Genomic DNA, 15,996 nt, shown 5'->3' with positions numbered 1-15,996 from the left:
TACCATTCCGAACAGAGAAGTTAAGCCCATTTGCGCCGATGGTACTGCATTTGTGGGAGAGTAGGTCGTCGCCTTTTTTAAATCCTCAACATTTATTTGTTGAGGATTTTTTTTGTTTTATATTTTAATAATTCTTATTCCTTTTTTTATCTTCACATATTTAAGAATAGTTTTATGAGTGGTAATAAAGAGATTGATTTAGCTTGGGATTTTATTAATAATACTAATAGAAATGTATTTTTAACAGGGAAAGCAGGTACGGGTAAGACTACGTTTTTACATAAATTAAAAATGAAATCTTTAAAAAGAATGGTAGTAGTTGCTCCCACTGGTGTAGCTGCTATTAATGCTAAAGGTGTTACAATTCATTCCTTTTTTCAGATGCCTTTTGGTCCTATATTACCAACTGATAGCCTAGATGGTACTTCAAACTTTACAAGAAAATTCAGTAAAACAAAAATTAATATTATTAGATCTTTAGACTTACTTGTTATTGACGAGATTAGTATGGTTAGAGCTGATTTACTTGACGGAATTGATAAGACACTGAGACGTTATAGAGATAAAACGCTTGCCTTTGGAGGTGTTCAACTATTAATGATTGGTGATTTACAACAACTCTCACCTGTTGTAAAAGAAAATGAATGGCAGTTGTTAAAACCATTTTATAATAATGCGTTTTTTTTTAGCAGCTTAGCTTTTCAGAAAAGTAAATCAATAACTGTTGAACTGAAGCATATTTATAGACAGGATAATCCTAAATTCATTACAATTCTTAATGAAATTAGAACTAATACATTATCTCAATCATCAGCTAATGAATTAAACAAACGATTTCAACCAGATTTTTCACCTCATGATAATGAAGGTTATATTTATTTAACTACACACAATAATAAAGCTGAACGTGTAAATCTTTCAGAACTTGAAAAGCTTAAATCTAAAACACAAAGTTATTCTGCAAAAGTGGAAGGTAAATTTCCTGAGTACTCATATCCTAATAAGGAACAACTAATTCTCAAAGTTGGTGCACAAGTAATGTTTATTAAAAATGATAGCTCTGTTGATAAAAGATATTTCAACGGAAAAATAGGTAAGGTCATTCTATTAGATAAAGATGAAGTCGTTGTGAAATGTCCAGATGATGACTATAATATTATAGTTACTAAAGAGGTTTGGGAGAATATAAATTACAATATTAATACCGAGACTAAAGCCATTACAGAAAATAAGATTGGGTCTTATACCCAAACACCTTTACGTTTAGCTTGGTCTATTACAATACATAAAAGCCAAGGGCTAACTTTTGAAAAAGCAATTATTGATGCTCAAGGAGCTTTTGCTCATGGACAAACGTATGTTGCATTAAGTAGATGTAAAAGTTTAGAGGGATTAGTCCTCAAAAGTAAAATTGATTCAAGTCAAATAATTAGTGACACGAATGTTATTAATTTTAATAAAGAAGCAGAGGGAAATCAACCTGATGAATCTGTTTTACATAAATCGAAAGTTGAATTTCAATTGAATTTAATATCAGAATTATTTAATTTCTATAAATTCTTATATCCAGTTAATCGTGTTTTAGATATTTATTATAAGAATCGAGGTAGTATAGAAGGGAAAATAGAAACACCTTTGATTGCAATAAAAAATACGATTACAAATCTACTTAAGGTAGCTAACGGTTTTAATGCTCAACTTAGAGGAATTTCTATTGATGAAAAAGAGCCCGAACAAAATGAATTACTCCAAAAGCGTTTTGCAAAAGCAGTGGAATACTTTGTTGAACAAACAAAAATAAATATTCAAGAACCATATAAGACTTTTAGTTTTTCTACAGACAATAAAGCTCTTGAACAAGAGATCACTAAACAGTTAGATACATTTGAAGAATTACTGTCAACTAAACATTTATATTTTCAAGGTTTAAGTAATAGTTTTAATTCTACTGTTTTTTTAGAATTACGTGCCAAATCTGTGTTTTTAGCTAAAGAAAAACCTAAGAAGCCTAGAAAAGCTGTTATTGATGGTACTACTAATGTAGAACTCTTTGAATTACTTCGCGAATTACGTAATACAATCGCAGATAGAGAAGACCTTATTCATTATCAAATATTTACTCAGAAGGCTTTGTATGCCATGTGTGAAATGCTTCCTATAACTAAAGCTGATTTAAAGCAAGTTCATGGTATGGGTAAAACAAGGATTGAAAAGTACGGTTCTGAAATTATCGAAGTCATAAGATCATATTGTGATGAAAATGATATAGAAACATCACTGGATAAGGAGATTTTTGAAAAACCAGAGGCTAAACCAAAACGAAAAAAGGGTGAAACCAAGAAAGAATCCTTAGCTTTATTTCAATCAGGGAAATCTATAGAAGATATTTCAGATATAAGAGAACTTAACGTGAGTACAATAATTGGACATTTGGCAAGTTTTATTCCTTCAGGGGAAATTAAAATTACCGATTTGATTTCCGAAGAAAATTACAAAGAGTTAAAAGAACTCATTCCGAAGCATAAATTTGAAAATATCTCAGACTTAAAACACCAAATAGATGATAAATATACTTATGGTGAATTAAGATTAGTTGTCGATAATCTATCAAACTAAAAAAGGCTTCAAAATTAATTCTGAAGCCTCTTTTTTATATTTTGTTTAATTATGCTTTAATCAAACCTCTAGAAATTACAATTTTTTGAATTTCAGAAGTCCCTTCATAAATCTGAGTAATTTTTGCATCACGCATTAAGCGCTCAACATGATATTCTTTTACAAAACCATTTCCACCATGAATTTGAACAGCTTCAACAGTATGCGTCATTGCAACTTGAGATGCATATAATTTTGCCATAGCACTAGACATATCGTAGTTATTTCCTTGATCTTTATCCCAAGCAGCTTTCATAACCAACATACGTGCAGCTTCAATTTCAGTATACATATCTGCTAATTTAAAAGCAATAGCTTGGTGGTTACAAATTTCGGTACCAAAAGCTTTACGTTCTTTAGAATATTTTAAAGCCAATTCGTAAGCACCTGCAGCAATTCCTAAAGCTTGAGCTGCAATTCCAATACGTCCTCCAGATAATGTTTTCATAGCGAATCTAAATCCAGACCCATCTGCACCAATTCTATTTTCTTTAGGTACTTTTACATCATTAAACTGTAGTGTATGTGTGTCACTTCCTCTTATTCCTAATTTGTCTTCTTTTGGTCCAATATCAAATCCAGGCATTCCTTTTTCAATAATAAAAGCGTTAATACCGTGAGAACCTTTATGTTTATCAGTTTGTGCAATTACCAAGTAAACACTTGCTCTTCCACCATTAGTAATCCAGTTTTTTGTTCCATTAAGTACATAATGATCACCTTTATCTATAGCTGTAGTTGTTTGTGAAGTTGCATCACTACCAGCTTCTGGTTCACTTAAACAAAATGCACCAATTTGTTCTCCAGTCGCAAGTTTTGTTAAATATTTTTGTTTTTGTTCTTCATTACCATAAGCTTCTAAACCATAACAAACTAAAGAGTTATTTACAGAAACCATGACAGAGGCAGATGCATCAATTTTAGAAAGTTCTTCCATAATTAATACATACGAGATGGCATCCATTCCGCTTCCACCATATTTAGGATCAACCATAATACCCATAAAGCCTAAGTCACCCATTTTTTTTACAAGTTCATCAGGAAAGGTTTGTGCATTGTCACGTTCTATAACGCCAGGAAGTAATTCGGTTTGTGCAAAATCACGAGCAGCATCGCGTATCATTATATGTTCTTCGGTTAAGCTAAAATCCATAGTATAAAATAAATTATTGAATTGTTAAAAAATGATGGCAAAGATAAGTCTTTATTAGGAAAATTTCAATCGTTATAGTTATTTTTACAGAATATGATAAAAACCAGTTATAATATCGTAGGAGTAATGTCTGGAACATCTTTAGACGGAATTGATTTAGCACATATTTCTTTTAAAATTGGTAAAACATGGACATTCAAAATCCATAATGCTGAAACCATTCCATATACCGAAAACTGGAAACTCAAACTCTCAAATCTCGTTAATTTTGATTTAGAAACATTAAAATCAATAGACGAAGAATACACTGTTTATTTGTCAGAAATTATAAATGATTTTCTTCGGAAATATCAACTAAATAATATTGATGTCATCTGCTCACATGGACATACAGCGTTACATCAACCAGAACATCATCTTACTTATCAAATTGGTAATTTGCCAACATTAGCAAAGTTAATTGGTAATACAGTGGTTTGCGATTTTAGAATTCAAGATGTAAAATTTAATGGTCAAGGAGCTCCTTTAGTACCAATTGGCGATCGTTTATTGTTTTCAGAATATGACTATTGTATCAACTTAGGAGGTTTTGCTAATATTTCTTCGGAAATAAATAAAACCAGAATCGCCTACGACATCTGTCCTGTTAATATCATCATGAATCGTTATGCTAAAAAATTAGGGTATGATTATGATAAAGGAGGAGCCATTGCAAAATCAGGAACGATTGACCAAAATTTATTAAAGCTTCTAAATGAGATAGACTTTTATTCAGAAAAACCACCAAAATCATTGGGTTTAGAGTGGGTAGAATCTAAAATATTTCCAATATTGGAAGCATCTAAACTTTCCGAAGAAAATATTTTAAGAACTGTTATAGAGCATAATGCGATTCAAATAGCTAATGCCTTTAAAACAAATTCTAAAGTTTTATTTACAGGAGGAGGTACTTTTAATGATTTCCTTTTAGAACGAATTAAAGCTCAAAAAGAATTCGAGTTAGTAGTACCCTCTACAGACATTATAGAATTTAAAGAAGCGCTTATTTTCGGACTTTTAGGCATTTTAAAACTAAGAGAAGAAGTGAACTGTTTATCTAGTGTAACTGGTGCAGATTATGACCATTCTTCTGGAGTAATATATTATCCATAAAAATATTCTAAAATTAATATAAAGCGATTTTATGTTTTTTATATTTGTTATAACTAACTAATAGAAATTTTCTCAAATGAATCAGCTTTAGCTACTCTTTTATTTTACATCAAATATTATTAAATAAGTTATTAAATGATTCAAAGTATATAAATGAAAGAATTACTACAGAAATACGAAGATAAATCCCCAGAAATAATTTTCAATTGGAAAGATCCAGAAACCGAAGCGGAAGGTTGGACTGTTATTAACTCACTTCGAGGAGGTGCAGCAGGAGGAGGAACTAGAATGCGAAAAGGTCTTGACATGAATGAGGTTTTATCACTTGCTAAAACCATGGAGGTGAAGTTTACTGTATCTGGTCCAGCAATTGGAGGAGCAAAATCTGGAATAAATTTTGACCCTAAAGATCCAAGAAAAAAAGGAGTTTTAGAACGCTGGTATAAAGCAGTATCTCCCTTACTTAAAAGTTATTATGGTACAGGAGGAGATTTAAATGTTGATGAAATACATGAAGTTATTCCAATTACTGAAGAAAGCGGAGTTTGGCACCCACAAGAAGGTGTTTTTGAAGGTCATTTTAAACCTACAATTGCAGATAAAATTAACCGCATTGGTCAATTAAGACATGGTGTAATTAAGGTTATAGAAAATCCAAAATATTCACCAAGTGTAGCTAGAAAATATACAGTAGCAGATATGATTACTGGTTTTGGAGTTGCAGAAGCAGCAAAACATTTTTATGATCTCCAAGGAGATTCTATAATTGGTAAACGAGCAATTGTTCAAGGTTTTGGTAATGTAGGTGCTGCAGCAGCATTTTATTTGTCTCAAATGGGAGCAAAAGTTGTAGGTGTTATAGATATAGTTGGTGGTTTAATAAAAGAAGATGGATTTTCTTTTGAAGAAATTACAGAGTTGTATTTAGCAAAATCGGGAAATACCTTAGTAAGTGACCATCTCATTCCGTTTTCAGAAATTAATGAAAAAATATGGTCTCTTGAGACCGAAATTTTTGCACCTTGTGCTGCGTCTCGATTAATTACTCAAGATCAAATTGATCAAATGATTGGTACAGGTTTAGAAGTTATTTCATGTGGAGCAAATGTACCTTTTGCAGATAAGGAAATTTTCTTCGGAAGTATTATGGAGCACACAGATAACAAAGTAAGTCTTATCCCAGATTTTATTTCAAACTGTGGTATGGCTAGAGTTTTTGCTTATTTCATGGAGCGAAAAGTACAAATGACAGATGAAGCAATTTTTAATGATACTTCAGAAATTATTAGAAAAGCCATTCAAAAAGTTCACGATAAAAATCAAACAAAAACAGGCATAAGCGCTACAGCTTTTGAAATTGCCTTAACTCAATTAGTATAACTAGACCAATATGGAAACCATAATAATATTAGTATTTGTTTTAGGCTATTTAGCCATAACTATAGAACACAGTATAAAAATTGATAAGTTAATTCCAGCTTTAGTGATGATGGCTATAAGTTGGGCATTAATTTCTTTAGGTATAGATTCTTTTCCACAATGGTTTGACTCTGCAAATCATGGATTGGTAGATGGTTTTGAAAGTCTAGGACATGAAAGTAAAATGCACTGGATGGAAGAAACGTTACTTCATCATTTAGGTAAAACTGCAGAGATTTTAGTCTTTTTATTAGGAGCAATGACTATTGTTGAAATCATTGATTACTTTGACGGTTTCTCAACAATAAAAGGTTTTATTAAAACAAAAAGTAAAAAGAGAATCCTTTGGATTTTTGGATTTTTAGCGTTTTTCTTATCTGCAATTATAGATAACCTAACAGCTACTATTGTATTAATTTCAATTTTACAAAAATTAGTTTTTGATAGAAATGTTCGTATCTGGTATGCAGGTTTAATCATTATTGCTGCAAATGCAGGTGGAGCATGGTCTCCAATTGGTGATGTAACAACAACCATGTTATGGATTGGTAAAAAAGTAACTACAGGTCACTTGTTTGTGTATTTATTCTTACCATCACTTGTTTGTATGCTTGTTCCGTTTTTTATCGCGTCATTTATGCCAGCATTTAAAGGTGATTTGGATCAAAAGACAGAAGAAGAGGACGATAAGCCTAAAAGTAAATTCAGTTCTACAATGCTTTACCTAGGATTAGGTGGTATTGTATCTGTGCCAATTTTTAAAACAGTAACACATTTACCTCCTTATGTTGGTATGATGTTAGCTTTAGGTATTGTGGCCATTTTTGCTGAAATTTATAGTAATTCAAAATTTAGTATTTCTAGTCATGATTCAGCAGAAAGTGATGCACATGCTCACCATAGTCCTGTACATCATTCATTATCAAAGATTGAATTACCAAGTATTTTATTTTTCCTCGGAATATTAATGGCAGTTGCTGCTTTAGAATCTCTAGGAATTTTATTTGGTTTTGCAGGGACACTTCAAGAAACGATGCCAATGTTAGGTACAGAGCTTCATCATGGAGGAGTTTCAGATTTAGTAGTATTACTTTTAGGAGTAGGATCTGCTGTAATTGATAATGTACCATTAGTAGCAGCAAGTTTAGGAATGTTTACTGAAGGTACTGATAATGAATTGTGGCATTTCATAGCCTATTCTGCAGGAACAGGAGGAAGTATGTTAATCATAGGTTCTGCAGCAGGAGTTGTTGCTATGGGAATGGAAAAAATTGATTTTTTCTGGTACCTTAAAAAAATATCTTGGTTAGCATTGATAGGTTTCTTAGCAGGAGCTGTTGTCTTTATGTTTACAAGAACTATATTTTAAAGTGCATACTTTAGATAGAAATCAGTCGTTATATCAATAGAAAAAAATAATTTTCAATACTTATTATATGATATTACAAAGTAATATTCAAGAAGGAGCAGACATCTTAACAGATGGAGAACCAGTAGAAAAAACATTATCCATTATAGAATTAATTAGTAGTGGAGGTTTCGCAGGTCAAGTGATTATTGCGGTTTTATTCGTGATGCTCATCTTTGCCATCTATATTTATTTTGAGCGATTGTTTGCTATAAAAGCAGCTTCTCAAATAGATTCTAACTTTATGAATCAAATTAAAGACCATGTGAGTAATGGTAAAATTGATTCTGCGCAAATGTTATGTGCACAAGTCAACTCTCCTGTTTCAAGACTTATTAATAAAGGGATTACACGTATTGGTAAACCTTTAGAAGATATCAATACAGCGATTGAAAATGCTGGACGATTAGAAATTTACGGATTAGAAAAAAACGTAAGTGTCCTGGCTACGATTTCTGGTGTAGCTCCAATGATTGGATTTCTTGGAACTGTAGTTGGAATGATTTTAGCAATTTTTGAACTCGCCAATGCTGGAGGAACCATACAAATGGATGTTTTAGCAAGTGGTTTATATACTGCAATGACAACAACGGTTGCAGGACTTATTGTAGGTATTGTTGCTTATATGGCTTACAACCATTTAGTTGTAAAGACAGATAAAGTTGTATATCAAATGGAAGCTAATTCTTTAGAATTTTTAGATCACCTAAACGAGCCTATTTAATGAATTTAAGAGGAAGAAATAAAGTAACACCTGAGTTCAATATGTCGTCAATGACAGATATTGTATTTCTGTTATTGATATTTTTTATGATAGCTTCAACATTAGTGACCACTAGTGCTATTGATATACTATTACCAACAGCAAGTGGGAAAACTGAAAACAAAAAATCTGTTGCGGTTAGCATCAAAAAGGATTTGACCTTTTATATTGATGAAAAGCGTGTAGGAGAAAGTGTTTTAGAAAACGAATTAATTTCTTTGTTATCAAAAAAAGATGAACCGACTATCGTTTTACGTGCAGAAAAATCTGTTGCTGTAGAGCATGTTGTAAAGGTTATGGATATTGCTAATAGAAATAAGTTTAAAGTTATTTTAGCTGTAAAACCAAGTAATTAACGTGAAAAGAAATCTAAAGCTTTTCATATATATTGGAATAGGAATAGTTTTATTGGTCACACTGTTTTATTTTCAATCGTTAACTAATAAAATTGAAAAAAATAACAGTATTGATCTTTTAGTACCTTTAATAACTGCTAATGATTCTATTGAAAACAATAACAGTGTTGTTGTTAAAATAAATAAAGACTTAATTGTATTTATTAATGATATAGAATATGATATAAAGGATACTGAAGAAGTTTTATTAGAAAAGGCTGTAAACGATGATTTAACTATAGTTCTAAGAGCTGAGAAATCAGTTCCAATTGAGAATATTGTTAACTTTATGGATATGGCAAATAAGAATAGTTTTAAAGTTATTTTAGCTGTAAAACCTAGTAATTAAAAAAATATTTATTTCTTCGGAATGAATCTTGCATAAAAGACATCAAACAAATTAAGATGAAGTATTTAGAAACCAAACACGAACAAAATTCAGCAAAGATTACTGCATTAATTGCGGTCATTCTTGTATTGCTTTTATTTGTAATGGGAAATACTTATATGGATCCACCAGAAGAATATGGTGTTGCAATTAATTTTGGAAACTCTGAAGTTGGTTCAGGTAAAGTCCAACCAACAGAGCCAATAAAGTCTAGAGTTAATGAAGAGGTTGTAAAAGAAGAAAAGCAAGCTGAGAAAGTTGAGGAAGTAACAAAGCCTACAGAAGCAAGTAGTAAAGTAGAAGATGTTATGACTAGCGAATCTGCAGAAGCCATAGCAATCAAAAAAGCTAAAGAAGCCAAAGCCAAAGCAGATGCTAAGGCCAAAGCAGATGCTGAACTCAAAGAAAAATTAAAAAAAGAAGCAGAAGCTAAAAAAGCTAAAGAAGAACAAGATAAAAAAGATAAACTCGACGCGCTTATTGGAGGTGTCAAAAATGCTGATGGTCCAACTAGTGATGGCGAAGGTCCAGGTGATGGTCCAGGAGATAAAGGTGATTTAGATGGAAATCCATATGCACCTTACGATGGTACTCCAGGATCTGGAAATGGAGGTGTTGGTTATGGTTTAAACGGACGAGGAAAACCGGACTACAAAATTTATGAAGGCTGTGAAAATGAATATGGTAGAATCATGGTTGATATTGTTGTAGATAGAAGCGGTAAAGTTATAGAAGCAACTCCAGGTGTAAGAGGTAGTAATAATGCGACGATTTGTTTAAAAGAACAAGCAAGAAAAATAGCCATGTCTTACAAATGGCCTGCAAATTCAAAAGCACCTGCTCGACAGTTTGGTAAAGTAGTTGTTAATTTTTCTCCTACAAATTAAAATGAATTACCAAGATACAGTAAACAGGATGTTTAAGCAGTTGCCTATGTATCAAAACCAAGGTAAAACTGCTTTTAAAAAGGATTTATCAAATACGATTCTTTTAGCCAATCACTTAAAAAATCCCGAGCACAAATTCAAAAGTATTCACGTCGCAGGAACCAATGGTAAAGGTTCTACAAGTCATATGTTGGCATCAGTTTTACAAGAAGCTGGTTATAAAGTTGGTTTGTACACATCTCCACACTTAAAAGATTTTAGAGAACGTATTAAAATTAATGGTAAAGAAGTAAGTAAACAATTTGTAATAGGTTTCATAAAACGTAACACAGCTTTTTTAGAGCAACATCAATTGTCTTTTTTTGAAATGACTGTTGGGATGGCTTTTGACTATTTCTCCAAACAAAATGTTGATATAGCTATTATAGAGGTTGGTCTTGGAGGTCGATTAGATTCTACAAATATCATTACTCCAGAAGTTTCAGTGATTACCAATATAGGGTTTGATCATACTCAGTTTTTAGGAACGACTTACGAAGCAATCGCAACCGAAAAAGCAGGAATTATAAAGCCTCATGTGCCTGTCATCATAGGAGAAACCCAAAAGGAAACTAAAAAAGTATTTTTAGAAATTGCTAAATCAAATGCTTCTGAAATTTATTTTGCAGATGAAACCAATTCTACTTATACTAGCGATTTAAAAGGAAATTATCAAAAGCATAATATCAAAACAGCGACTAAAGCTTTAAGAATTCTAAGTCATAAAAGTTTTAATATTTCCGAAGAAAACATAAAAGCAGGATTGCAAAATGTTGTCAAAAACACAGGTTTAAAAGGTCGTTGGCAAGTGTTGCAAACACAACCAAAAGTTATCTGTGATACTGCTCATAATAAAGAAGGACTTACTTATATTGTCAAGCAATTAGCTGAAGAAAGTTATAAAGAACTTCACATGGTTTTTGGTGTTGTCAATGATAAAGATGTTGATTCTATTCTACCATTACTACCAAAAAATGCAACGTACTATTTTTGCAAACCAAATGTCCCAAGAGGTTTAGATGCCGAAATTTTAAGATTTAAATTTATTTCTAATGGATTTAAGGGAGAAGCATACCAATCTGTCAATAATGCATTGAACGAAGCTAAAATTGCAGCGAACACTGAAGATTTAATCTATGTTGGCGGAAGTACTTTTGTAGTCGCAGAAGTCGTATAAAAACTAAATAATCGTATATTTAAGTTTCAATGTAAAAAATTAGTATGACTGAGATTATCAATCAAATTTTTGCTCTAGATTCTAAATTAAAAAAGGAAAATAACGATAGTGGAAATAGATATTTAGATCGTATCTACCACGAGTTTGAAGCTATGGGATTCCAAATTGTTATTCCAATAGGTCAAACCTATCGTAATGAAATGACAGATGTTGAAGCTAATATTCTAGGTGATTTAAATAGAAAATCTAAAATCACAAAAGTCTTAAAACCTGTCATTTACCAAATTGAAAACAACGAAACGAAACTCCTTCAAAAAGGAATTGTAATTGTAGAATAGCTTCGAATGAAAACTATAAACTTTGCCATAGATTTAGGAACGACTAATAGTCTAATTGCTAAATATGACGACGGAAATATTAAAATTTACAATAACCCGTTAGGTTTAAAACAAACCTTGCCATCTTGTATCGCTTTTCGTGGAAATAGAACAGTAATTGGTGATAAAGCATTAGATTATTTAGAAAAAGATGCCGAAAATATCTGCATGCTTTTTAAACGTAAAATGGGAACGCAAGATACTTATTTTGTACCATCCATTGATAAAGAAATGTCTCCAATAGAATTGTCATCCTTAATATTGAAGGAACTTAAAAACTTTGTGAATGATGAAGAAGTTTTGGATTCTGTTGTGATTACTATTCCTGCATCGTTTGATACCATACAATCTAATGCAACCAAAAAAGCAGGTTATCTAGCAGGTTTTAAGGAAGTTGTTTTGTTACAAGAGCCTATTGCAGCTTGCTTGGCGTTTGCAAACACTTCAAATATTGAAGTTACCGATAAACAAAATTGGATTGTTTACGATTTTGGAGGCGGAACTTTTGATGTCGCTTTAGTAGAAGTAAATGATAGAGAATTAAAGGTTACAGATAATTTAGGTGATAATTATTTAGGAGGAGCAGATTTTGATAATCTTATCGTTGAGCATTTAATTGTTCCGTTTATTGAAGACAAGTTGTCGCTCACTAATCTTTGGAAAGATTTGAAGTCTAAGACTACTAATTTTAAAGGTCTATATTTTGAACTACTTAAAATTTCCGAAGAAGCTAAAAAAGAACTTTCACATTATGAGGAGACTGAAATTGAAATAGATATTGATGTCAATGGAGAGAATTTCTATGAACAATTCATTATAAAAAGAGAACAGTTTGAAGATTTGATTTCTTCAAGAGTAGAGCAGACGATTACTTTTATTCAGGATGTTATAAAGAACAATCAGTTGCTTAATTCACAAATTGACCGTGTGATTTTAATAGGAGGAACGACTTATGTGCCATTAATCAAAAAACGTATTGCTGATGCTATTGGAGTAGAGGTTGATTCTAGTATTGATCCAACATCTGCAGTAGTTCATGGTGCAGCTTATTTTGCAGGTTCTAAGCCAGCAACTGTTATTGAGATCGAAGAAAAGGAAGTTGAAAACACGATTTCAGAAACCATAGATTTCAAGTTGTTTTATGAACAAAATACTAGAGATTTAGAAGAGCTAATTACGTGTAAGGTGAATTCTGGTGACGTAAATAGTTATAGGATAATGAGAAAAGATGGTGGTTATGATTCTGGTGTGAAGACTTTAGATGATGACACGTTTTCTGAGTTTGTGCCACTTCTAGAAGGTCGATTAAATCCATTTAAAATACAATTGTTGAATGATGCTCTAGATGTTTTGAAAGTCATAGATACTGTAGCCATAAACCAAGGGAGTTACAATGTGCAAGGGCAACCATTGCCTAACGATATTTGTATGGAAGTTGATGATTTAGATGCATCAACTACGCGATTAGATTTGGTGTTTGCGAAGGGTAGTATTTTACCACTGAAGAAGAAAATTTATAAAACTGCATCTAAAACAATATTGAGACAATCTAAATCTAATTTGATTATCAATATTATTGAAGGTAAATCTAAAGGGTTGCCAAGTTCTGGATTGAGTATTGGTTATATTGAAATCTTCGGAAAAGATCTAGAAGAGGACCTTATAAAAGGTACAGATATAGAAATTGAAATTGAGGTAACAGAGTCTCGCGATTTAAAAATAAACGTCTTTTTACAATCTTGTGATCAAGAATTTAAAAATGTCTTTAGTGAATCTGAAAGAGCCATAAGCATCAATAAGATTAATATGGAGATTAATACGGTTCTTGGAGATGTTGAGGAGTTAATAAAGACCAATAATTCCGAAGAAAATTTTGAATACTCACATCAGTTAGAAAACATAAGAGTAGGTTTGATTGAAACTCAAATTGCAGCCTCGTTAATTAATGACGATGATGTGTCTGATGCAAAATTTCAGTTAGATGATAGAAAACGAAAACTCATTCAAAATTTTGATGATTTAACTCGAAATAAATTAATTGCTCAAGAAATTGAGGAGTATAATGAGTCTAAATCAAATCTAGAATATCATTTAAACAAAGAGGAGAACGAACGCTTTCAAGAAAAATATACACGCATTATAAAAAATGAACGCGAGGTTATCAACTCTGGAAATAAATACTTAATTCGTTCTAAAATTAAGGAACTAGATGAGTTGTATGATTCTATAATTCAATCTAGTGATGAGAATTTTATTACTTATTTCTTACACATGAAGTTTGTAACAGAATTCATAAATCAACGTAAAGCAGATAAATTATTAAAGCAAGGCGATGAAGCGTTAGAGAAGAAAGATTACAAATCTTTACGACATATTGTTTATGGCTTATCAGCACTCTTGCCGGATTATGAAAAAGAAAAACAAAAGAAATTTAAAGACGATAGTAGAACAGGTTTAGGCTAATTCCTGTATTTTTTGTTGTACCAATTTGTATAAATTTTATTAATACTTAGTTGCTTTAATTTTATTTTATTGGCTTTTATAGTTTCTCCACGTACTGTGTCTATCAATATTTTGTTAGAAGAACTACTTTTTACTTTTGAGATGATATCCTCAAAAGGGTAAATGATGATTTCTTTTTCTACGGAAGTATCATAATCTGTGATTTTGTAAAGATTAGATAAATCGGTATCTTTTTTAAAATGCGAAAAGCGGGTGGAGACAAAATCTGTTCCTGTATAAAATAACAAAGAGTCATTTTGTATGGCTTTAATTGAAATTCGCTCACCTTTTGGGATAAACATTGATTGATCAATACCAGGAGTGAGCCTAAATACAATAAGATCTTTTTTACTTTTATTGTTTATTTTAAGAAACGTATTATCAAGATTATCTTTAGAATATGGTAAATCATTAAAAGTTGTTTGATACGGATTTGAAAAAGGGTCTAATCTCATACCTAAAATCTCATCGCTAGTCTTTTGTTCAACCTTTCGTTTTAGTGTATAGATGAATTTGGTGTGATCAGCAAGTTTGTATCTGTCATTTAAAATCGATTCAGAATAGAAATCATCTAACACAGTTTCCTCAATTAACTCTTCATCAATAGTAAAAGTATCATCAGTTGAGCCAGAACGCTGAATACTATCCATCATACGTTGGATTTTATCATTATAAACAGGGCTCGATTTATAGTCGCTACTTCTTATATAATCATAATCATAACTGGTACTAGAACTTTTTCCTGCCCAAAAAATGATTCTAATCACAATCATAATAATTACAAAAATGCTCCATCCACCAAAACCAGAACCTGTTTTTTTACTTGATCTAGAAGGGTAGGAGTATTGTTTGGCTATATCAGCGTTAGAAACTAATGTTTCCTTTAAAAATACATTAGATGTATCTAAAATTGAAAATGCCACCATTGCTTTTGCTGCAAACCTAAACTCTTGATTATTTGTATTTCTACGATTTGAATTGTAGATATCAATTACCTCAGAGTTGAGTTCCTGCATGTCGTTGTTAAAACAGTCAGGATATTCATTTAAACAATTAATAAATACTTTGTTGGTAATGAAACCTATTGGGAATTCTTTATCCTTTAATCTGCTTTCTCTTAGATAAACACAAGCATAATTTAATCGTGCTTTGAAAAAATTGATGGTAAGCTGATTGTTTTCTTCGGAAAAAAGGTAATTATGAGTTAATACTTTAAGAAGTAAAACATACTTACCCTTACCTAAAGTTTCAGATAAAAAGACTTTTAAATTCTCTTTTAAAAATGGAGCTAAAAAGTATTTTAAATCATCAAGATTTGAAATGAGTGAATCATCAATAGTAATCTCATTTTGTTTGATGTTTTGGTAATTTCCAGAAATTAATTGCTTGAGCCAATTATGTTTCTCGATAAAAACATGATGTTGTAATACAGTGGTATCCTTTAACTTGTCAATTAGATTTGAAATGTCACCAAGATTATTGGCATCACCCAACATAGCCTTAGCTTTGAGTTGTTTTTGAAGTTTAATGATACCATTGGCATCAATTTGAGATAACTCATTAATGTCTAAGCCTAATTGATCAATAAAAGAGATATATTTCAAAGTATAAAATTATAAGATATAAAAATATCAAAATAAGTTTGAACACAACAATTAACCTTATTTATTCGGTAAACAGC

Annotated in this window: 13 protein-coding genes and 1 rRNA gene; 12 read left to right on the top strand and 2 right to left on the bottom strand. The window is 31.4% G+C overall.

Features of this window, described 5'->3' with window-relative positions; all coding sequences use genetic code 11:
• Both rrf and IM744_RS12200 read left to right on the top strand, forming a co-directional pair.
• Positions 1-77: ribosomal RNA gene (gene rrf, locus IM744_RS21005) — 5S ribosomal RNA — on the top strand; the annotation flags it as partial.
• A 97-nt stretch (positions 78-174) separates the two neighbouring features.
• Positions 175-2,616 (top strand): helix-turn-helix domain-containing protein, encoded by a 2,442-nt coding sequence (locus tag IM744_RS12200; protein WP_194508411.1) that lies wholly within the window; start codon positions 175-177, stop codon positions 2,614-2,616.
• A 49-nt stretch (positions 2,617-2,665) separates the two neighbouring features.
• Here IM744_RS12200 and IM744_RS12195 read toward each other — a convergent pair whose 3' ends face one another.
• Positions 2,666-3,808 (bottom strand): acyl-CoA dehydrogenase, encoded by a 1,143-nt coding sequence (locus tag IM744_RS12195; protein ID WP_194508410.1) that lies wholly within the window; start codon positions 3,806-3,808, stop codon positions 2,666-2,668.
• 93 nt (positions 3,809-3,901) lie between these two features.
• On the opposite strand from IM744_RS12195, the gene IM744_RS12190 reads away from it, so the two are divergent.
• The 10 genes from IM744_RS12190 (at position 3,902) to IM744_RS12145 (ending at position 14,276) form a co-directional block, all read left to right on the top strand.
• Positions 3,902-4,960, top strand: a complete 1,059-nt coding sequence (locus IM744_RS12190) for an anhydro-N-acetylmuramic acid kinase (protein ID WP_194508409.1) — start codon at positions 3,902-3,904, stop codon at positions 4,958-4,960.
• A 153-nt stretch (positions 4,961-5,113) separates the two neighbouring features.
• Positions 5,114-6,340: a Glu/Leu/Phe/Val dehydrogenase gene (locus IM744_RS12185; protein ID WP_194508408.1), complete on the top strand. Its 1,227-nt coding sequence runs from the start codon at positions 5,114-5,116 to the stop codon at positions 6,338-6,340.
• 10 nt (positions 6,341-6,350) lie between these two features.
• Positions 6,351-7,748, top strand: a complete 1,398-nt coding sequence (gene nhaD, locus IM744_RS12180; RefSeq protein WP_194508407.1) for a sodium:proton antiporter NhaD — start codon at positions 6,351-6,353, stop codon at positions 7,746-7,748.
• A 67-nt stretch (positions 7,749-7,815) separates the two neighbouring features.
• On the top strand, positions 7,816-8,511 hold the full coding sequence (locus IM744_RS12175; protein WP_194508406.1) for a MotA/TolQ/ExbB proton channel family protein: 696 nt from the start codon (positions 7,816-7,818) through the stop codon (positions 8,509-8,511).
• Positions 8,511-8,906 (top strand): ExbD/TolR family protein, encoded by a 396-nt coding sequence (locus tag IM744_RS12170; protein ID WP_194508405.1) that lies wholly within the window; start codon positions 8,511-8,513, stop codon positions 8,904-8,906. The genes IM744_RS12175 and IM744_RS12170 overlap by 1 nt, the downstream gene beginning before the upstream one ends.
• A gap of 1 nt (position 8,907) precedes the next feature.
• Entirely contained in the window at positions 8,908-9,294 is a 387-nt protein-coding gene (locus tag IM744_RS12165; RefSeq protein ID WP_194508404.1) for an ExbD/TolR family protein, read from the top strand.
• Between the two features lie 56 nt (positions 9,295-9,350).
• Entirely contained in the window at positions 9,351-10,220 is an 870-nt protein-coding gene (locus tag IM744_RS12160; protein WP_194508403.1) for an energy transducer TonB, read from the top strand.
• Position 10,221: 1 nt separating this feature from the next.
• Positions 10,222-11,436, top strand: coding sequence for a bifunctional folylpolyglutamate synthase/dihydrofolate synthase (locus tag IM744_RS12155; RefSeq protein ID WP_194508402.1), 1,215 nt, complete (start codon positions 10,222-10,224; stop codon positions 11,434-11,436).
• Positions 11,437-11,480: 44 nt separating this feature from the next.
• Positions 11,481-11,774 (top strand): hypothetical protein, encoded by a 294-nt coding sequence (locus IM744_RS12150; RefSeq protein ID WP_194508401.1) that lies wholly within the window; start codon positions 11,481-11,483, stop codon positions 11,772-11,774.
• Positions 11,775-11,780: 6 nt separating this feature from the next.
• Complete coding sequence (locus tag IM744_RS12145; protein ID WP_194508400.1) at positions 11,781-14,276, top strand: Hsp70 family protein; 2,496 nt, start codon at positions 11,781-11,783, stop codon at positions 14,274-14,276.
• On the opposite strand, the gene IM744_RS12140 is transcribed toward IM744_RS12145, so the two are convergent.
• The gene (locus IM744_RS12140; protein ID WP_194508399.1) at positions 14,273-15,919 is read right to left on the bottom strand and encodes a hypothetical protein; all 1,647 of its coding nucleotides are present in this window, start codon (positions 15,917-15,919) and stop codon (positions 14,273-14,275) included. The two genes, IM744_RS12145 and IM744_RS12140, sit on opposite strands and share 4 nt — an antisense overlap.
• Between the last annotated feature and the right edge of the window lie 77 nt (positions 15,920-15,996).

Origin of the sequence: Psychroserpens luteus, from assembly GCF_015319355.1 — a bacterium.
In the GTDB taxonomy this organism is placed as follows: domain Bacteria; phylum Bacteroidota; class Bacteroidia; order Flavobacteriales; family Flavobacteriaceae; genus Psychroserpens; species Psychroserpens luteus.
Note: the sequence above shows the minus strand (reverse complement) of the source record. Positions and strands in the feature narration are given on the sequence as shown.

Coding starts and splice junctions, on each gene's coding strand:
- IM744_RS12200 (WP_194508411.1), top strand. CDS start 175: ATGAGTGGTAATAAAGAGATTGATTTAGCTTGGGATTTTATTAATAAT.
- IM744_RS12195 (WP_194508410.1), bottom strand. CDS start 3,808: ATGGATTTTAGCTTAACCGAAGAACATATAATGATACGCGATGCTGCT.
- IM744_RS12190 (WP_194508409.1), top strand. CDS start 3,902: ATGATAAAAACCAGTTATAATATCGTAGGAGTAATGTCTGGAACATCT.
- IM744_RS12185 (WP_194508408.1), top strand. CDS start 5,114: ATGAAAGAATTACTACAGAAATACGAAGATAAATCCCCAGAAATAATT.
- nhaD (WP_194508407.1), top strand. CDS start 6,351: ATGGAAACCATAATAATATTAGTATTTGTTTTAGGCTATTTAGCCATA.
- IM744_RS12175 (WP_194508406.1), top strand. CDS start 7,816: ATGATATTACAAAGTAATATTCAAGAAGGAGCAGACATCTTAACAGAT.
- IM744_RS12170 (WP_194508405.1), top strand. CDS start 8,511: ATGAATTTAAGAGGAAGAAATAAAGTAACACCTGAGTTCAATATGTCG.
- IM744_RS12160 (WP_194508403.1), top strand. CDS start 9,351: ATGAAGTATTTAGAAACCAAACACGAACAAAATTCAGCAAAGATTACT.
- IM744_RS12155 (WP_194508402.1), top strand. CDS start 10,222: ATGAATTACCAAGATACAGTAAACAGGATGTTTAAGCAGTTGCCTATG.
- IM744_RS12150 (WP_194508401.1), top strand. CDS start 11,481: ATGACTGAGATTATCAATCAAATTTTTGCTCTAGATTCTAAATTAAAA.
- IM744_RS12145 (WP_194508400.1), top strand. CDS start 11,781: ATGAAAACTATAAACTTTGCCATAGATTTAGGAACGACTAATAGTCTA.